We start from the raw sequence: 20637 nt of genomic DNA, 5'->3' as shown, positions 1-20637 counted from the left end.
AGAAAAAGCAAAACAAATGTTTTTTGTTTGACTTAAGTGTACCCGTAAAACGTTTTCACTGTCAAATAAACTGAGTTTTTTTAACTAGTTAATTTATCGATGACGAACATTATTTTTATGAGCATACCTTGCATTCTTATTAAATGTTAGTATAATAGAACAGACTGGAAAAATACGACCTTCAAATCGTTAAGATTTCAGAATCTATTTGAAATGATGGTGATAACATGACAGACAACAGCAAAATTCGTGTTGTTGTAGGAATGAGCGGCGGCGTGGATTCGTCAGTAACAGCTCATTTATTAAAAGAGCAGGGGTATGACGTTGTAGGGATTTTCATGAAAAACTGGGACGACACAGATGAATTCGGTGTATGTACCGCCACTGAAGATTACAACGATGTAGCTCTTGTAGCGAACCAAATCGGAATTCCTTATTATTCCGTTAACTTCGAGAAACAATATTGGGATAAAGTCTTTACGTATTTCTTAGAAGAATACAAAAAAGGCCGTACACCAAATCCAGATGTAATGTGTAACAAAGAAATCAAATTTAAAGCCTTTTTAGATTATGCGACAGACTTAGGCGCAGATTATGTAGCGACTGGGCACTATGCACGTGTAGAACGCGATGAAAAAGGCGTGACACATATGTTGCGTGGAGTAGACAACAATAAAGACCAAACTTACTTCTTGAACCAATTGTCTCAAGAACAATTATCTAGAGTTATGTTCCCACTAGGCGGCATGGAAAAATCAGAAGTGCGCCGTATCGCAGAAGAAGCAGGATTAGCGACTGCTAAGAAAAAAGACTCTACAGGAGTTTGCTTTATCGGCGAACGCGACTTCAAAAAATTCTTGATGGAATACTTGCCGGCACAACCTGGAAATATGGTGACGGTTGATGGCGAAATCAAAGGACAACACGATGGTTTGATGTACTACACGATTGGTCAACGTCAAGGCTTAGGTATTGGCGGAGGCGGCAAAACCAATGATCCATGGTTCGTGATCGGTAAAGATCTTAAATCCAACACGTTATATGTTGGACAAGGTTACCATCACGAATGGTTGTATGCGACTCATTTGGATGCATCTGATATCCGCTTTACATTAAATGATGAAACACCAAGTACGTTCAAATGTACGGCTAAATTCCGTTACCGCCAAGCTGATACAGGCGTAACCGTTCATATGAACGAAGACGGAACCAGCGCAACAGTTGAATTTGACGAACCTGTACGTGCGATCACTCCAGGACAAGCCGTTATCTTTTACAATGGCGACGAATGTCTAGGTGGTGGAACTATCGACAAAGCTTACAGTGATGTGAAAGAATTGCATTACGTGTAATAACGAAGTAAACAAGAGAGACTGAAGCACATTTGTTTCGGTCTCTCTTTATGCGGTCTTTTCTACTTCCAGCATTTCCTTGGTCGATTACTTTAATAACAGCACTAAATTTATTGAAGAATGAATGGATAAAGTAGAATCAATTATAGAATTTAGTACAACAATGAAGAAAATGTTTAAACAGTTTTCCACTAGAAATGAAACAGTGTTTAAAGAATGGAGCGAGTAGTTGGATTTAGTTAAAAAACTACCGTTTTATTTATGAAAATGTGATTTTGTCAGAAATAATACTTGATTCTTAATTTAAAAGTGTTAGAATGAGAGTTGCATTTATTTTGTGAAAACAAACTGGGAGGATTTTTTAAATGGAACATGGAAAAACTAAAGTTAGTACAGCTTCACTTAAAGTTTTAGCAGGATGGGGAATAGATACAATTTATGGTATTCCTTCAGGAACTTTGGCTCCTTTGATGGAAGCTTTAGGTGAGCAAGAAGAAACAGATATTAAATTCCTACAAGTAAAACATGAAGAAGTAGGAGCAATGGCTGCTGTAATGCAATGGAAATTTGGCGGAAAATTAGGTGTGTGTGTTGGATCAGGTGGTCCTGGTGCATCTCACTTAATCAACGGTCTTTACGATGCAGCTATGGATAACACACCAGTTTTAGCTATCTTAGGATCTCGTCCTCAAAGAGAACTAAACATGGATGCTTTCCAAGAATTAAACCAAAACCCAATGTTCGACCATATCGCAGTATACAACCGTCGTGTTGCTTACGCTGAACAATTACCAAAATTGATCGACGACGCAATCCGTACTGCTATCTCTAAACGTGGAGTAGCTGTATTAGAAGTTCCTGGCGACTTCGGTTACCACGAAATTGCTAACGACGCATTCTACTCTTCAGGTCACAGCTACCGTGATTACGTTTCTTCTGCAATCAATGAAGCAGATATCGACGCTGCTGTTGAAGTATTAAACAACGCTAAACGTCCTGTTATCTATGCAGGTATCGGAACTATGGGACATGGTCCAGCAGTTCAAGAATTGTCTCGTAAATTAAAAGCTCCAGTTATCACAACTGGTAAAAACTTTGAAACTTTCGACTATGACTTTGAAGGATTAACTGGTTCAACTTACCGTGTTGGTTGGAAACCAGCTAACGAAGCTGTTAGAGAAGCAGATACAGTTCTTTTCGTTGGTTCAAACTTCCCGTTTGCTGAAGTAGAAAATACTTTCGGAAGCGTTGAAAAATTCATCCAAATCGACAACAACCCAACAATGCTTGGTAAACGTCATAACGCAGATGTTGCTATTCTTGGTGATGCTGGTGAAGCAGTTCATTCATTACTAGAAAAAGTAGCTCCTGTTGAAGAATCAGCTTGGTGGAATGCTAACTTGAAAAACGTTCAAAACTGGCGTGACTACATGACTAAGTTGGAAACAAAAGAATCTGGTGCTTTACAACTTTATCAAGTATACAACGCTATCAACAAATATGCTGACGAAGATGCAATCTACTCAATTGATGTTGGTAACTCAACTCAAACATCTATCCGTCACTTGCACATGACTCCTAAAAACATGTGGAGAACTTCTCCATTGTTTGCTTCAATGGGTATCGCACTTCCAGGTGGTATTGCAGCTAATAATGTTTACCCTGGACGTCAAGTATTTAACTTAATGGGTGACGGTGCGTTCTCTATGAACTACCAAGACGTTGTAACTAACGTACGTTACGACATGCCTGTTATCAACGTAGTATTCACTAACACTGAATATGGTTTCATTAAGAACAAATACGAAGATACAAACACAAACACTTTCGGTACTGAATTTACTGATGTAGACTACGCTAAAATTGGTGAAGCACAAGGTGCTGTTGGTTTCACAGTAAGCCGTATCGAAGACATGGATCAAGTAATGGCTGAAGCTATTAAAGCTAACAAAGAAGGTAAAACTGTAGTAATCGATGCTAAAATTACTAAAGATCGTCCAATTCCAGTAGAAACATTGAAATTAGACCCTGCTTTCTACAGCGAAGAAGAAATCAAAGCTTACAAAGAAAAATATGAAGCTGAAGAATTAGTACCATTTAGCGCATACCTAAAAGCTGAAGGTCTAGAATCTATCGCAACTAAATAATTTTTCTAAACTGCAACTGATAGTTTAATCAAAAAGGCAAGTCGCTTTTAAAGTGACTTGCCTTTTTTTGTTAGGTAAAAAATGATCTTCATCTTCTAGCCTTGGTAAAAAAATTCCTCCGGTTTATGGGGTGACTTAGGAAGAGCCATGGGACCGCCTTGAGCCGAAGAGCGTCTCAAGACTTGCAAGCTTCAAACTTAGTGTAACGGCTGAAGCCGCACACTAAGTAATTCTCATTGCATCCTTCTTCATGGCTCCAAGCCACTCCATATTCCTCCTGAAATTTCTAAGAATGAGTTTATAAAAAAATTAAATAAAAAAGAAACTGTTCCTAGCAATGATGCCAGTTTAAAATTTGAAGAGATCAAATAAAACTCGAATGAAGTTGATTCCTATATAAGTGATTTAGGTAGAGGGAATCCAAGGTTAGCTGAAGAATTTTCTGAAAAGATGGGATTAAAATCCGATGAATTCCAATATGTAGTAGAAAATTATAACCCTTCAAAAAAACGTCAAAATGGAGAATATGAGTTAAAGCGGACAAGTGATTATGAAACATATAAACAGAGTTCAGAACAACTCGTTAAGAAATTGACTTATTGGAAAGAAGTTAGGGAACAATTTACTGACTTGATCGAAGAAGAAATTTTGCCATTAGAAAAGAGATAGAATAGAGTAATTGAGAAAGACATCAAACACTATGATAATTGTTTGATGTCTTTTTAATATTTGCAAACCCTAAAAGAAACCTTGATAAGTTACGTTATGTACTTTAAAATACTAACTGCATAAAAAACGATAGTACTTAGAGTTTGGAAAATTATAGTAAATTCACAATATCAGCTGTATAATTAACTAAAATAATTCTTTTTAGGAGTAAAATATGGCAACTACAAAAAATGCTAATCAATTCTCTAAAACTAAAAAAGAAATCACATTAAAAGATAACAACAGTGAAAAGAACGTTACTATTCGTAAACGACCGTTTGAAAAACACAAAGAAAAAAGACACCTGCAGTTGTTGTCAATAATTGTAGCACAACTACCTAATATACCCATATTTGTTGAGGAATTAAAGCTACATGGTGAGATTGCTTTAGACATCTCACAAGAAATGGCGGTAAAATTAGCTAATGGGGAAATCACTTTTGGTACATATACTGAATCTGGTACAAAATATGCTCAATTTGTAAATTCTAAAACAGGACAAATATTTAAAAATATACCTATCAAAGAAGTACCTGTTAATTTTGGTCCTGCAATTGCTACAGCAGGTTTAACTATGCAACTAGAAGAGATCACCCGGCAACTAGATTTACTTGGTGAAAAAGTAAATCGTGTAAATAGAAATTTTGATTTGAACCGATACGCTGAAGTCCAGTCTGCCAAAGAGAAGTATGAGATGGCTATGCTTTCTAAAAATGCTGAAACAAAACAAACATTGCTGCATAACGCACTAACTCAAGCAACAGATGCTAAAAATTTATTATTAAACCAATTACTTGAAAGTAAAATTCAATTGGAGTCACAGAAATTAAATAATAAGATTCCTATTTTCAGTAGTAATATATCAGCTGCAGAGGGAGACAAGCTTGCGCAGATTGCTTTAGAAAACCTCTCTTATATGAAGGATGCGTTTAGTATTCAAATCACATCTTTATTTGAATTAGGGGAGTTTGATGTACTTAATTACGCTGTTTGTGAGTTTAAAGAAATGATTATCGAAAATTTCTCTGGAACAGATGCATTATTCCTTGATGAACACTTATCGATCCCAACAAATCCTTTTAAGTTTTTATCTAACAATGTTGTTGAAGCCTCAGATTCAATTATTAAATTCCTTGATGAGAACGAGGAGTTATTTGAAGTGTATTTTATGCCTGATTTTTTGGAAATAGCAGATAAAAAGGAGGTTAAATAACATGGAAATGAATCATTGTAAAGAATGCGGTAAGGAAATAGTTGAAGATAAAAAGATATGTGAAAATTGTAGAAAAAAAAGAAATGAGAAGTGGAATAAGGTCGGTACAGGAATTGGTTTAGCGGGAACGGTACTTTTGGGAGTAATTACAAAAAATAAGTTCAAATAAAATTATATCTAAGAACTAAAACTGACAACTTAGATATATTTAGCAAAAAAATATGCTATAATATTTAATGCCTACTAGTACCACGTTAGTAGTATACGATGTTTGAAACAGTCAAGCAGCTCCTTACTGAAATACTTAGACGAGAGCAGTGCTGAGTTAATATCAAGAATAATTAATGATTCTTGAATTAACGTGATTGTGAGAATGAGAATTAAGAACAAGGTGATATCCACGTGATGAAGCCCTCCTAACTTCCGTTCAACTACATTGTAACAGATTAGTTAAATCTTTCTGGTGTGCTACATATAGAAATAGTCAATAATGTAGTTCTATGGCTGATTGTTGCAGAAGGAACGATTGTCAGAAACCAGATCTGCCGTTCCTTTCTGCTCATAAAAAGAGGTGCTACTATGTTAGATGTTAATAAATATAAAATGAAAAGGTATATTCACTTTGACCGAAAAGTAAAAATTGAGACTGTTGAAAGCTATGTTACCAATCCAAAAAAGATTGCGGAGCATAGCTTTTTACCTTTTATTCATTACATAACATCATTTGAAAAAAATATTGGCGAGAAAAATTCTAAATTGAACAACCGGCCTATTAAATTGAAAACCCGAGATATAATGTATGCCGGACATCTTGATAACTATATCTATAAATATTACGCAGACAATTTAAACAATTGTTATAATCAATGGATGTTTAACAAGGAAATGGATAAATGTTCAACAGCATATAGAAATAATAAAGAATATAAATCTAATATTGATTTTGCTGCTGAAGTTATAAATGAAATTGTCGATTTTAAAGAGTCGTATATATTAGTTGGTGATTTCACACATTTTTTTGATCAAATTGATCATAAGTATTTAAAAATGAATTTGCTTACTGTGCTTAATTTAGAAAGATTAGAAAGAGATTGGTTTAATGTCTATAAGTCAATTACTAAATATGGATACTATGAAAAAGAACATCTAATTAAAAAGTATGGAACAGATAAACAAATTAGGAGAAGCAAGAAAAATAGTTATTTTAGTCAATTAAGTGAATTCAGAAAATTTCAAAACCAGTATAAGTGTATATCAAATACCAAAGGGTTTGGTATTCCTCAAGGGACTGCGATTAGTGCAGTTTTTGCGAACATCTATGCTATAAATTTTGATTCAAAATTGAAAGAAATTGCAGATAAGCATTCGGGATTATATAGAAGGTATTCAGATGATTTTATACTAGTGCTTCCTAAAGAACAAAAAATATCTTCACTATCTGCCACGGATTTTAAAGAGATAGAGAAATTAGTAAGAGTTCACGCTATTAATAATAAAATTGAGATTCAAGAAGAGAAGACTGGAATGTTTGAATATACAAATTCACAATTATTTGATATAAATCAGAGAAAATTTTCGCGCTTAGATTATCTTGGATTTTTATTTGATGGAAAAAAAGTTGAAATGAGAGTGAAAAGTCCATACAAATTTTACCGGAAAGCCTATCAATTAATTGATAAAGCTAAGAAAATAAAAGAAAAAAAATCTTTAATAAAACTTCCTTATAGAAAACAAATCTATGGATTATATACTGATTTAGGTAGAAATCGAGGAAGTTTTGGGAATTTTATTTCTTATGCTTGGAGAGCACAGCAAAAGTTTGATAAGTTATCTCCTAATACAGAAAATTTAATGATGCAGCAAATCAAGAATCGTAAAAAGAAAATTGAAAAAAGGTTAAGTGTTAATTTACACACAAAAATAGAGAAATAGATTTGTTATGGAAAGTCAACAATCTATAAGATTAAGAATTCGAAAATCCAGTTTTAATTGCAATGAAATCAATTTTTATTCTTTAAGCCTTTGGATTTCCTCAAAAAGTTTAACATCTAAAATTTTACTGGTATCGATATATCATTTGTCGTATCAACTTTTGTAAATTTATATAGCTGAGACTGATATTTTGTTTCAACATGATAATTTGTTTGTACAATTAGTTACTCACTTGAGTCTAGATAATATTTCAATTTAAATAGTGAATTATCGTCACTTATATTATATTAGTAGTAGCATGGAACACAGGAGCAATTACTTTTAATTAATCGATATTTGTATATGCTTTTTTCTGATTAAGATTTCTGGAATAAGGATTTAAATATGATAATGAAGTACAAACTAATGGAAATTGTAGTGTTATAAAGTGGGGAGGAAGAACAGGTGCTCTTTTCAAAACGACTAGGATTAAAAAAATGGAAGATGTAATACTAATAGATAGTATATCTGATAGTTTGAAAAATAGATTTTCTAATATTTTGTATGAAGTGTTTGAAGAAACTGTAAAGATCTCTACTTATGGGACTGAATCATTCAGTTGGGACTTATATCGGTTTTTAATTGAAGAATTTTTTAAAGAGAATATAACATTTAGTTTATCATCAAGGCATCATTATACTACTTACCATGAAGACGTAATCCAAAAACTAGAAGAGTTGGAGTGGTATATGTATTATGATCTCATAGAGATACTTGCTAAAGTTAATCTTATATATAAGAATTTAAAAGAAAAAATTACTCGTATTTTAGAAGAAGAACAATCTGGATACAGGCTCATGGAGAATAATGAGTTTGTTCCAATAACTGATGAGCATTCAATTCTAACAATAGATTCAGCTTCGGAATCACCATTTGAATATGCAAAAACACATCTTCAGAATGCAATTTCAAATTTAAGTGAAAAAGAAAATCCAGATTACAATTCGGTTATTAGAGAAGCAATCAATGCTGTTGAAAGTTGCTTTATTCAAGTGGCAGGTTTACAACCTAATAAAAAGAATACGCTTGGTGTAGCTATCAAGAAAATTATAGATAATCATAATAATGAAATTGATTTAACGTTCATTAAACCTTTCGAGACAATGTATGGACTAGCAAGTAATAATGGTATAAGACATGCAGGTAATGAGAAAACTATTTTATCAGATCTCTCGGATGCGATACTTGTATTAACAACATGCTCTGCCATCATAAATTACTTATCTATAAAATTAATATTACATTAAACGCAAAGTTTTTTAGCTATGCAATAAGTTTGAAAAATAAAGTAATTAACAAAAACATATGTTAAAAGCCATCGAGTGAGAAAAACACTGGATGGCTTTATTACTTTTATATCTCATGATAATGTCTTCAGAATTATAAATAAATGAAGCTGTTAGCTTTACGTGTAATCGCTCAGCTATAGTGGTTTTTCCAGCTTAAAATGCTCCATCTAAGCAAATGATCATCTTTTTCCTCCTACAGTGCTTAATTAAAATTTCTAACGTATCAATTAGTTATCGACAGATTGTAATAACGGAACACTCAATTCCAAATCCGAATGGCCGTCACTTTTTAAAATATTGTCCATATAGCGAAGCAAGAACCCTTTGGAATGTTTTTTGATTAATTGGTAGCCCTGTGATTCTTTCATCAGCTTGAGTTCCTTGGTGCTCATTTGAGAGGATTCGCCGCTAAAGAAGAGGCGGTTGCTTTCTCCTACAAATGCTCCAACTTCTTCGGCATAGCTGTCGTCATGCCATTGTTCTTCGATCATTTGACGTAGACCCATATTGATGCCGTCTTCCACGAATAGATGGGTGGCATAATCTGTGTAGTTCAATAAATTGTTATCCGTTTGATTCGTTTCAGATGCCCAAGCTTCCATATCTACCGCTTGTTTCTCATAAGAAACTTGGTTATTGTCGAAAGTTACTTTGCCAATGCTTGGTGTCATAACCGAAAAAGCAGCGGTAGTGACATCATATAAAGTGTTTTCCTCGTGAGCAATGTCTTGTACATGAGTATGTCCAGTGAACACAACTGGTATATTGTATTTTAGGAATAAGGCTTTTACCTCTTCGTTATTGTCCAGAGTAAATCCTTTGGTCATAAAGTCATTGTGTTCCAACAGATTATGATGCAATACCGGGAGGACTGTGGCGCCAGATTTTTTGGCGTCTTCAAAAACCGACTCTATCCAAGTCAACGTTTCTTTTTCCAAGCGCCCATTTGAAGGAGGTGCGCCTTTGCCTTCTGTTTGAGAATAGACATTGGTATCCAGCATCAATAAAATTAAATCCGTGTACGGCTGGACAGCGTAACTTAAAGAGTGTTCATCTAAGGTATAAGCATCTTGATATCCCATGTTGCTGAAGATAGATTGAAAATCTTCTGGGAGGATCTGATCCGTTTTTTCTTGGTCTTCTCCAACGAACTTTCTCGCCCAACCATTTGAAATATCATGGTTACCAGGGATTACGTATACTTGAGTGCCGAATTGTTCGATTTGTTGGAAGTAATCGGCTAATTCTACAGCACTTTGTTTTTCTCCGTTCAATGTCAAGTCTCCGCTGACGAGTAAAAGCTTTGGACGTTCTTTTTCAATTTGCCAGATAAGAGCTTCCATACGTTGTGCAGGGTAATCTAATTCTTTTCCAGCAGAAGTTTCTTTGATAAAGGTAAAACTTTCGCCCTCGTCAGATAAAGAGGGAGACAAATAGTGCAAATCAGTAATGACCCAAATAGAATCATCCTTTGTAAGAGATTCAGTAGGCACAAAAGGATCACGTTTTACCAAAGTTGGTCGTGCTTCTTTTGTGCTGTTGAATGCAGCAAAAAGTAATAAAAGACAGAAGATAAGTCCTATTCTTATCCCTATTTTCTTTGTCATAAAGAACTCCTTTTAAGTGCGTAGTTTGTAGGTTCAGTATAATACAAATGAAGAGAGCTCACTATAGAAATATGGTTTAGAAACAAGTTCTCTTTCAAACGGTAGTCCAAAAGCTACTTTTAGTGTAAAATAGAATGGAGTGTTTTAAGGGAGGCTGGAAGCATGGATTTGAATCAAGAAGCCCTATCTTTATGGAACAAAGGACAAGCTAATGAGGCTGTTGCGATGTTATTTAAAGCCATTGATGAAGAACCAGATAAAAAAGAGAGTTATTACAATTTGATCAATGTGTTGATCGCTGCTGAGAAGTTCGCAGATGCAAAAGCCGTATTAGACGCTGTTAAAGAAAAGTTTGGCGCAGAAGAAGCTTATCTATATGCTTATGGAAATTGGCATTACCAACAACAGAATTTTTCCAAAGCGTTAGAGAACTACCAGAAAGTTTTCCAACAAAAAGAAACGGTGTTGGCGAAAGAAGCCGCCGCTATGATTGGGCAATGTTACTTTGTTTTGGAACAGCCGAAAATGGCGATAGCTTATCTATTAGAAGCTGAAACGTATTTTCCTGAGGATAAGAGAGTGTTGCTGCTGATCGGCAATAGTTTGCTGCAGACAGAATCATTCAGTGATGCTGAACGGTATTTTGACAAAGTGGTTTCTATTGACGACACGAATGCTGAAGCATGGTTTAAACTCGCTTTGGCAAAAAGAGCGCTCGGACAAGATCCGGATGAAGTCAAAAAATGCCTGCAAAAAGCTAAAGAACTGGATCCTGAAACATTTTTGCACTATATAAAACAACTAAAAGAAATCGAGTCATTTGTCCATGAAACAGATATGACATAAATCAAGCACAAGGCAGAAAAGGGTGGAGTTAGTTTGGATATTCAAGAAGAATTATTTGATGCATCTGCAGAACCATATATCGTTGGAGGGATTAAAGCTGTATTTTACCAAAACCCCTCGAACTTTTATAAAGTTCTGTTAGTTCAAATTACCGAAACCAATTGCGACTATAAAGAACAAGAAATCGTTGTTACAGGAAGTTTTGGTCAGATCCAAGAAGAAGAAGTGTACCGTTTTTATGGCAAGTTAGTAGATCATCCGAAATTTGGGATGCAATTTACTTCTACTCGTTACCATCAAGAAAAACCGACTTCGATTGAAGGGCTGATTCATTATTTGTCGGGAGATAAATTTCCGGGAATCGGAGAGAAAACAGCGGAAGCCATTGTAGACGCCTTGGGAGAAGAAGCCATTGATCGTATCAACGCTGATCCTGATGTGTTGGTACAGATTCCGCAATTGAATCAAAAGAAACGAGACACGATCGTAGAAGTGATCCAACAAAGCAACGGAATGGAAAAAATCATTATCGGATTGAATCAATATGGATTCGGTAGTCAGTTGGCTTATAGTATTTATCAAACGTACCAAGAGAAAACATTAGAGATCATCCAGGAAAACCCATATCAGTTGTTAGAAGATATTGAGCATGTCGGGTTCAAAAAAGCTGATGCCATAGCGGAACAAATAGGAATCAAAGCGGATTCTCCCATGCGTATCAAAGCAGCGATTTTATTTTCACTGAATGAGCTGTGTTTATCGAATGGAGATACGTATACGTATGCAGAACAATTATTGACCAAAACGATTGAAGTATTAGAGTCTAGCCGTTCCTTTTTAATTGAACCAGAAAGCGTCGCGGATGAAATAGTTCATTTGATCGATGAAAACAAGTTGATCGAAGACAATGGGAAGTTGTACATCAGATCATTATATGCCGCTGAATGGGGAATCACGGCTTCGATTCATCATATGCTGGAAAATTCTTCTAAAATAAAATACAGTCAAGACATTGACAAAGAAATCAAAATAGTCGAAAAAACATTCAATATTCAGTATGGAAAGTCTCAAAAAGAAGCGATCAAAAAAGCGGTCCAATCGCCTATTTTCATATTGACAGGTGGACCAGGAACTGGGAAAACAACCGTGTTGAATGGTATTGTTACCTTATACGCTGAATTGAACGGTTTGTCTTTAGATGTTGAAGATTATACAGAAGAGAAACCTTTTCCGATTTTGCTGGCAGCTCCAACAGGAAGAGCGGCTAAAAAGATGAATGAATCGACCGGTCTTCCCAGCAGCACGATCCATCGTTTGTTGGGATTGAATGGAAGTGAAAACCAAGCTGGAGAACAAGCTGAAAAAGAGTTGTCCGGTGGATTACTGATCGTTGATGAAATGTCGATGGTCGATACTTGGCTGGCGAATCAATTATTGAGGGCTGTTCCAAGCGGCATGCAGGTTTTACTCGTAGGAGATAAAGACCAGCTGCCATCAGTTGGACCTGGTCAAGTGCTGCACGATTTACTGGCCAGTCAAAAAGTTCCGAGCATGGAACTTAATGAAATTTATCGACAAGGTGACGGTTCTTCAATCATCACTTTAGCGCACAGCATAAAAAACGGTGAACTGCCAGCTGATTTTCTCAAACCACAAAGAGACCGCTCGTTTTTCAATTGTTCAACGTTCCAAATTGAAGAAGTCATTCGCCAAGTTGTCACCAAAGCAAAAGCTAAAGGGTTTACTGCTCAAGACATCCAAGTGTTAGCGCCGATGTATCGAGGTCCTGCAGGAATCGATGCCTTGAACAAAATGCTGCAAGACATTTTTAATCCGAATGATACGGGTCGCCGAAAAGAAGTCAGTTTCAACAACAAAGTTTATCGTATAGGAGATAAAGTGTTGCAGCTGGTCAACTATCCGGAAATGAATGTGTTCAATGGAGATATGGGTGAAATCGTCGGGATCACTTACGCAAAAGAAACAGAAGACAAAGTAGACGAGATCGTGATTCGCTTTGATGCGAATGAAGTAACGTATAAACGGAGCGAATGGAATAAAATTACGTTGGCTTACTGTTGCTCGATCCATAAATCGCAAGGAAGCGAGTTTAAAATGGTCATCTTGCCGATGGTGAAAAACTATCACCGAATGTTGAGACGAGATCTAACGTATACTGCGATCACCAGAGCCAGCGAATTGTTGATTTTATGTGGTGAGCCGCAAGCCTTTCACGAAAGTGTGATGAAGTCCTCTGCTGATCGTTTAACAACGCTGAAAGAGCGGATAATGGGTGAAGAAGAGAGTATAAAATCCCCAACGGATGAGAATGCAACAAAAATCACCGTTGTACCAGAATCAAAAGAACCTGTTTCATCTGTTACAGACCAACCTGTACAACTATCGATGGATCAAGAAAACGAATCCCCTCAAAATGGATTGCCAAAAGAATATAAATTGACTATATCAAAAGTGAATAATGAAGAAGTCGATCCAATGATCGGAATGGAAGGCGTAACACCTTATCAATAAAAAAGACTTGTCCCATAAAAAAATGGGCAAGTCTTTTTGTCATGATTCAAACCAAAACAGTCTTTTGGTTGTCGTTAAAGTCATGTCAAATGGTTCAAATCCAATTTCTTCTCCGTCTTTTTGTCCTTCAACAGGAGAAAGGGCAGTCAAACGTAATTCTTCACTGTGGTAGTAGTGTACGTCTTCATCTTCCAGATGTTTGCCAGTGGTAAAAACAAGAAGAAATAATGTAAGAAAAGTCATGCCTGAAACGCGTTCTAAAACGATCAAGTCCAATTCGCCGCTGAAAGCACTAGCTTTCGGAGAAATCTTAATGCCGCTTCCAAAATAAGGGTGATTGTTTACAGTTACTAGAAAAGCTCGCTGAAATGACTCCATTTTTCCGTTAGCTGATACTTTTAAAGGAAATGGTTTTTGGCGGATGAAATGAGAGAGCACTGCAGAAAGATAGACTAGAGAATGGAAACCGAGTTTGTTTAAAACTACTTTTGAAGTAGATTGATTCACTTGTTTAATGATGGAAGCATCTAGCCCAAGCCCAACATTATTCACAGCGTATTTTTTTTCACCGGTCTGGTTGTTTGTATATACAATGACATCGATCTGCTTGGGTTTAGAGGCGTTTAAAATTTGCTCAAGAGCTTTTTTGGGGTTTCGAGAAAACGAAATTCCTCGAGAAAAGTCATTCCCGGAACCCGATGGGATGAAGGCTAATGGAATGGAAGCATATTGATCGCCTAATGCATTTACTGCTTCGCTGATAGTCCCGTCGCCCCCGATAACCACGATCAGCTCATCTCGATGTTCAGCCTCAGTTAATGTCGGAGCAAGGGTCAAAATGATGTTGGTGAGGTGACCTTGGTATTGGCTTTCGTACAGATGTGCTTTTTTGCCTTGTTTTTCAAAATGTTTTTTTGCTTTATGGGCAATTTTTATTCCTTTGCCTGATCCTGAATTCGGATTGACAAGGAGGTGATACTCATTAATAGTTGTCATAAATTCCCTCTGTTTATCAAAAAATGTTTTATAAAATGTTATAGATACTGCCTATTATAACGGAAATAAGGGTAAAAAGAAATTGCACTTAAGAGCAGAATACATCGTAAAACACCTGATTCATGATATGGTAAAGATGTATTTATTCGATAGAAGTATTTATTTGAAAGGGTGAAGGAGATATGTCTAAAAAACCAATCGGTGGGTTGATCGTATTATTCGGTGCCACTGGAGACTTAAGCAGCCGCATGTTATTGCCTGCACTGCATCAATTGTATCAACGAGGAAAGTTGTCTGAGAACTTTGCTTTAGTAGGGGCGTCTCGTAAAGAGATGACGGACGAAGAGTTTCAAGAATTTGCACGCACGTCTGTTGAGAATGGAACGAATTTTGAAAAGTTTGAGGAAGAATTTTTCAATCATTGTCGTTACCAAACGACCGACAATATTAAATTGGAAGACTTAGAAAAATTACGTGAGAAAATGGAACTGACTGCAAAAGAATTCGAGACTCCTGAAGAATACATTTATTATTATTCTATTGCTCCTGAACTCTACGACGAAACGACAACCAACCTCCAAAAAGCACACATTACCGAGCTGAGCGGAAACCATCGAGTCATAGTTGAAAAACCATTTGGAGATAGTTTAGAAACTGCTGAAGAGTACCACAAGCTGCTTTTAAAAGAATTTGATCAAGAAGATATTTACTTTATGGATCATTTTCCAGGGATGGACTTTATCCAAAACGTTTTAGCTTCACGTTTTTTCAATCCTTTAATAGAAGGAATCTGGAACAATCAGTTTATCGAAAACGTCCAAATTTCTCTCCCGGAGAATTTATCTATTGGTACACGAGGAAGTTTTTATGAAGAGAATGGAGCTTTATATGACATGTTCCAAAATCATTTGCTCCAAATTTTGTCTATTGTAGCTATGGAATTACCGAGCGAATTGACCGCGAATGCAATTCATGAGGAAAAATTGAATGTGCTGAAAAACGTGCCAACGTTTACCAAAGAACAAGTGGAACAAAAAGTGGTTCGTGGTCAGTATAAAGCAGACAGTGAGGGCAAATACAATAGTTATCGTGGAGAAGATCATGTAGACAGCGATAGTGATACAGATACTTACATTGCTGCAGAATTGACGGTTGATGCGCCACGCTGGCAAGGTGTTCCATTTTACGTGAGAACGGGAAAAGCTTTGATAGAGGATTACATCGCCATCGATGTGATGCTGAAATCTACCGATGCAGTGACTTCAGATGTAGCCTCTCGTATGTCTTTTATGGCGAAACCTGCTTACGGAATCTCTTTAGTTCTGAACCAAAAGATGCCGAATAATGCTTATGAACCTATCACTACTTTTATTGGGCCGGATAAAGAGACTTTTGGGGAACAATATGTAGCGGATCCGTATGAGAATATGATTCACGATGCTTTGGCAGGTGATCGCACTTACTTTACAACGTATACTGAAATAAAAGAACAGTGGCGCATCACAGATAGTATTGCTGCAGCATGGGAAGAAATGGATAGACCTGATTTTCCAAATTATAGAGCTAATACATTTGGTCCTATTGAAGCAGAAGATTTACTAACTAAGAATCATCATGAATGGGTCAAACGTATCTGATGAAGAACAAGCCATACAACAATAGTAAAAAGAACAGATATGGAGGACAATAAATCTATGAATTGGAAAAATTTTATTTTGCGCGCATTAGCATCCATTTTAGGAATCACATTTATTAGTTTTGGTGCTGCTTTGAGTGAATCGATGGATATGGGACTTGATCCCTTTACGGCAATGAACAGAGGAGCATCGGCTTTATTAGGGTTTAGTTTAGGGAATTACCAACTAGTCGTGAACTTGATTATTTTAGCGATCGTCTTTTTTATGAAACGTTCATTGATTGGATGGGGAACAGTTTTCAATATGGTATTAGTAGGGTACCAAGTTGACTTTTTTAAATCGCTATTTGATAATTTCTTTGTGGTGGAAGAAATGAGTTTTATCATCCGAATCCTCATCACTATTGCAGCTATATTAGTTTTCACTTTTGGTGTAGCTGTTTATATGGATGCAGAGTTAGGGGTTTCGCCTTATGATGCCATAGCACCGCTTGTTGTTGACAGAACGGGATGGAAATATACGCCTGTTCGGATAGCACAAGATCTTATCATCGTAGTCATCGCTTTACTCGTTGGAGGACCTGTTGGGATTTCGACATTTATCACAGGATTTTTTGCTGGTCCACTGATTTCATTCTTCTCGAAAAAAATCACGAAACCAACCATGGAAAAATTCCAAACATCCGCTCAATAAGTTAATCGATCAGAATAGATCTCAGCAAATTTCGATATTGCTGAGATCTAATTTATTTGTAAGAGGATATATTGACTTTTGTCGATAAATTATCTATACTTTTAACGTTAGCAAAAGGACATGTGGATTTTTAACTTGACTTACAGAAAGGTCTTTCCAGGCTGAAAGAAGACCAGCAGGCAAAATCTGACGCTCCCTTTTGAAACACAGTAGAAATATTGTCGGTTCTCCCGTTATCGAGACTATAAGAGGTAATGAATTGGTCGGATCCATTCATTGCAAACAAGGTGGTACCGCGATGCGTCGTCCTTGTTTGACAATGGAGGTTGGGCTTTTTTTTTATCTCAAAATCGTGTATAAACCATTTACTGAAGGAGTAGAAAAAATGAAACAACTGACAAGCAGTGAAGTACGTTCGCTTTTTTTAACATTTTTTGAATCAAAAGGGCACAAAGTTGAACCAAGTGCATCTTTAGTTCCTATTGATGACCCTACATTGTTGTGGATCAATTCAGGGGTAGCAACACTGAAAAAGTATTTTGATGGATCAGTAGTACCGGATAATCCACGGATCACGAACTCTCAAAAAAGTATTCGTACCAATGATATCGAAAACGTAGGGAAAACAGCTAGACACCATACGTTGTTTGAAATGTTAGGGAACTTTTCGATTGGAGATTACTTCAAAGAAGAAGCTATCGTTTGGGCTTGGGAGTTCTTAACCGATGAAAAATGGTTGGGGCTTGATCCAGAAAAATTATACGTAACAGTATACCCAGAAGATAAAGAAGCAAAACAATTGTGGAAAGAAAAAGTTGGTTTAGCAGATGACCATATTGTGGAAGTAGAAGACAACTTTTGGGATATTGGAGCTGGTCCAAGTGGTCCGGACTCTGAGATTTTCTACGATCGTGGAGAGAGCTTCAATAATCTAGCTGAAGACGATCCCGAAAACTATCCAGGTGGAGAAAATGAACGTTGGTTGGAAATCTGGAACTTAGTGTTCTCTGAATTCAACCACAAGCCAGATGACACCTATGAACCGCTTCCAAACAAAAATATTGATACCGGTATGGGACTAGAGCGTGTCGTATCTATCATCCAAGATGCACCGACAAACTTCGAGACTGACTTATTTATGCCGATCATCAAGACAGTTGAAGAAATGAGCCAAGAGAAGAAATACGGTGAAGATCCGACAACAGACATTTCGTTTAAAGTAATTGCGGACCATATCCGTACAGTTACATTTGCGGTTGGTGATGGCGCGTTGCCTTCAAATGAAGGACGCGGTTATGTTTTACGTCGTTTATTGCGCAGAGCTGTTATGCACGGTAAAAAATTAGGTATTGATAAAGCTTTCTTCTACAAATTAGTACCGGTTGTAGGAACGATCATGGAGAGCCATTATCCAGAAATATTAGAAAGCCAAGATTTCATTGCTAAAGTAATCCGTACAGAAGAAGAACGATTCCATGAAACGATCAATGACGGACTGAGCATCTTGAATGACTTAGTGACGACGTTAAAAGAAAATGGACAAAAAGAAATTGCCGGAAAAGACATTTTCCGTTTGTATGACACATACGGTTTCCCAGTAGAATTGACGGAAGAGTATGCTGAAGAAGAAGGATTAGCTGTAGACCATAAAGGATTTGAAGTGGCTATGGAAGAGCAAAGAGAACGTGCGCGTTCGGCTCGTAGCGACGAAAAATCAATGGGTGTACAAACTGGTTTATTTGCTGAAGTGACAGAAGAAAGTGTATTTATCGGATACGATAAAACAAGAAGTACAGGCAAATTAACGGTGATTGCTGGTGAAACGGCTCTAACGGATACTGCAAAAGCAGGAGAAACAGTACGTGTGATTTTTGATCAAACGCCTTTCTATGCTGAAATGGGTGGACAAGTTGCGGATACCGGAGTCATTTTGAACGATTCAGATGAAGTAGTAGGTAAAGTAACAACAGTTCAAAAAGCACCAGCAGGACAATCACTTCATACTGTAGAAGTGGAAAAAGACTTGGCTGTCGGAAATACGTATCATCTAGTCGTTGACGAGACAAAACGTCGAATGATTACACGCAACCATACTGCAACTCACTTGCTGCATCAAGCTCTTAAGGATACTTTAGGAGAGCATGCAAATCAAGCTGGTTCATTAGTTGCACCGAACCAATTGCGTTTCGACTTCACTCACTTTGGTCAAATCACGAAAGAAGAGTTAGACCAAATGGAACAAGCAGTCAATGAAAAAATCTGGGCATCTATTCCGGTCCAAACAATTGAAACAGATATCGAAACAGCTAAAGAAATGGGTGCAATGGCTTTATTTGGCGAGAAATACGGCAATGAAGTGCGTGTCGTAAATGTTGGCGACTACTCTATCGAATTGTGTGGGGGAGTTCATGTAACGAATACCAGCGATATCGGAATCTTTAAAATCGTTTCTGAATCAGGTATTGGTGCTGGAGTTCGTCGTATTGAAGCTGTTACCAGTTCAGCTGCATATCGTTTAACGAAAGAAAACCAAACGTATTTAGAAGCGGCTGCCGTTCTGACAAAAGCACAACAACCAAAAGATGTTGTCAAAAAAGTAGAGCAATTACAAGCTGAGATCAAAGAATGGAAAAAAGAAAATGAATCTTTACAAGCAAAATTGGCAAACAACCAAGCTGCTGATATCTTCAATACAGCAACAGAAGTGAATGGTTTGACAGTTATTGCAGCTAAAGTAGACGTACAAGACATGAATCAGTTGCGTCAATTAGCGGATCAATGGAAACAAAAAAATTCTTCAAACGTATTAGTCTTAGGATTAGTGACAGACGGCAAAGTAAACTTATTGACGGCTGTTGACGAAGAAACCGTAAAAAAAGGATTGAAAGCCGGAGATTTAATTAAAACGATCGCACCTCTTGTTGGAGGCGGCGGCGGTGGACGTCCTGATATGGCTCAAGCTGGTGGAAAGAATCCAGAAGGGTTGCAAGATGCTTTGACTAAAGCTGTTGAATGGGTAGAAGAAAAAAGCAACGATTAACAGGTTTGTTTTAAGCATCAAATAAGAGAGGCTAAGATAAAAAGTCTCCTATACAAGAGACACTCCCAAAACTATGAACAATTTGTTCAGTAGCTTTGGGAGTGTCTTTCCTTATGGGAAGCTTGAGTGCTTCACGTTTCTTTATGTAAAAATAATGTCCTATGTATTTCTTCTTATTTCATAAAATAAAAACCATTATGTTGAATATCCATCAGCAATACATAAATACCCAATCCTAAAAATAAAAGAATAGCTATTGCTGATAAAATCAAAACCATTTTTAATAAAAGGCTCGCGTATTTTGATATGCTCCCCCTAAAGTAGACACTTAAAAAAGTAAACTACTCTAGGGGGATTTTTTATGCGTTCTAACCGCAAACATACTATTGATGAGCTTGAGAGATATATTCTGTTATATCTTGAAGAAGGTGTAAGTTTTAAAGAGTTAAGTAAAGAGCATGGATTATCGTTAACGGATTCGGCCTTCGGTCAAAAAGTCCTTAGATATCAAGAGCATGGCCTTTCGGGAATACAAACCACAGCTCGAAACAATCAGTACAGTAAAGAAATTAAAGAGACAATTGTTCGAGAATACTTCAATGCAGG

15 protein-coding genes are annotated in these 20637 nt (G+C 36.6%); 13 read left to right on the top strand and 2 right to left on the bottom strand.

From position 1 onward, the window contains the following. Positions 1-227 precede the first annotated feature (227 nt). The 7 genes from mnmA (at position 228) to BM137_RS02720 (ending at position 8638) form a co-directional block, all read left to right on the top strand. Positions 228-1352 (top strand): tRNA 2-thiouridine(34) synthase MnmA, encoded by a 1125-nt coding sequence (gene mnmA, locus BM137_RS02745; RefSeq protein WP_092479635.1) that lies wholly within the window; start codon positions 228-230, stop codon positions 1350-1352. A gap of 365 nt (positions 1353-1717) precedes the next feature. Continuing rightward, positions 1718-3499 (top strand): pyruvate oxidase, encoded by a 1782-nt coding sequence (gene spxB, locus BM137_RS02740; protein ID WP_092479634.1) that lies wholly within the window; start codon positions 1718-1720, stop codon positions 3497-3499. A 450-nt stretch (positions 3500-3949) separates the two neighbouring features. Continuing rightward, positions 3950-4168, top strand: coding sequence for a hypothetical protein (locus BM137_RS02735; RefSeq protein WP_092479633.1), 219 nt, complete (start codon positions 3950-3952; stop codon positions 4166-4168). Between the two features lie 214 nt (positions 4169-4382). After that, positions 4383-5420: a hypothetical protein gene (locus BM137_RS02730; RefSeq protein ID WP_092479632.1), complete on the top strand. Its 1038-nt coding sequence runs from the start codon at positions 4383-4385 to the stop codon at positions 5418-5420. Between the two features lies 1 nt (position 5421). Further along, a complete protein-coding gene (locus tag BM137_RS11265) occupies positions 5422-5589 on the top strand; it encodes a hypothetical protein (RefSeq protein ID WP_177192480.1) in 168 nt (55 codons plus the stop codon). Positions 5590-5999: 410 nt separating this feature from the next. Next, on the top strand, positions 6000-7352 hold the full coding sequence (locus tag BM137_RS02725) for an RNA-dependent RNA polymerase family protein (RefSeq protein ID WP_092479631.1): 1353 nt from the start codon (positions 6000-6002) through the stop codon (positions 7350-7352). Positions 7353-7828: 476 nt separating this feature from the next. After that, complete coding sequence (locus BM137_RS02720; protein ID WP_244887631.1) at positions 7829-8638, top strand: AbiJ-NTD4 domain-containing protein; 810 nt, start codon at positions 7829-7831, stop codon at positions 8636-8638. 269 nt (positions 8639-8907) lie between these two features. On the opposite strand, the gene BM137_RS02715 is transcribed toward BM137_RS02720, so the two are convergent. Continuing rightward, on the bottom strand, positions 8908-10287 hold the full coding sequence (locus tag BM137_RS02715) for a metallophosphoesterase (protein WP_092479630.1): 1380 nt from the start codon (positions 10285-10287) through the stop codon (positions 8908-8910). A 162-nt stretch (positions 10288-10449) separates the two neighbouring features. Here BM137_RS02715 and BM137_RS02710 point away from each other — a divergent pair, with 162 nt between their 5' ends. Continuing rightward, the gene (locus BM137_RS02710; RefSeq protein ID WP_092479629.1) at positions 10450-11133 is read left to right on the top strand and encodes a tetratricopeptide repeat protein; all 684 of its coding nucleotides are present in this window, start codon (positions 10450-10452) and stop codon (positions 11131-11133) included. A 33-nt stretch (positions 11134-11166) separates the two neighbouring features. Next, complete coding sequence (gene recD2 / locus BM137_RS02705; RefSeq protein WP_092479628.1) at positions 11167-13665, top strand: SF1B family DNA helicase RecD2; 2499 nt, start codon at positions 11167-11169, stop codon at positions 13663-13665. 39 nt (positions 13666-13704) lie between these two features. Here the strand turns inward: recD2 and BM137_RS02700 are convergent, their stop codons facing one another. Next, complete coding sequence (locus tag BM137_RS02700; RefSeq protein WP_092479627.1) at positions 13705-14661, bottom strand: diacylglycerol/lipid kinase family protein; 957 nt, start codon at positions 14659-14661, stop codon at positions 13705-13707. 182 nt (positions 14662-14843) lie between these two features. On the opposite strand from BM137_RS02700, the gene zwf reads away from it, so the two are divergent. The 4 genes from zwf to BM137_RS02680 form a co-directional block, all read left to right on the top strand. Continuing rightward, on the top strand, positions 14844-16298 hold the full coding sequence (gene zwf, locus BM137_RS02695; RefSeq protein ID WP_092479626.1) for a glucose-6-phosphate dehydrogenase: 1455 nt from the start codon (positions 14844-14846) through the stop codon (positions 16296-16298). Between the two features lie 57 nt (positions 16299-16355). Further along, positions 16356-16991 carry a YczE/YyaS/YitT family protein gene (locus BM137_RS02690; RefSeq protein WP_092479625.1) on the top strand — a complete coding sequence of 212 codons (636 nt, stop codon included), beginning with the start codon at positions 16356-16358 and terminating at the stop codon, positions 16989-16991. A 385-nt stretch (positions 16992-17376) separates the two neighbouring features. Continuing rightward, complete coding sequence (gene alaS, locus BM137_RS02685) at positions 17377-20031, top strand: alanine--tRNA ligase (protein WP_092479888.1); 2655 nt, start codon at positions 17377-17379, stop codon at positions 20029-20031. A gap of 361 nt (positions 20032-20392) precedes the next feature. Next, positions 20393-20637: transposase (locus BM137_RS02680; protein WP_482156167.1), on the top strand; the 245-nt coding region annotated here is incomplete at its 3' end.

The sequence above is a fragment of the Desemzia incerta genome, from assembly GCF_900115825.1.
GTDB classification, from domain to species: Bacteria; Bacillota; Bacilli; order Lactobacillales; family Carnobacteriaceae; genus Desemzia; species Desemzia incerta.
Note: the sequence above shows the minus strand (reverse complement) of the source record. Positions and strands in the feature narration are given on the sequence as shown.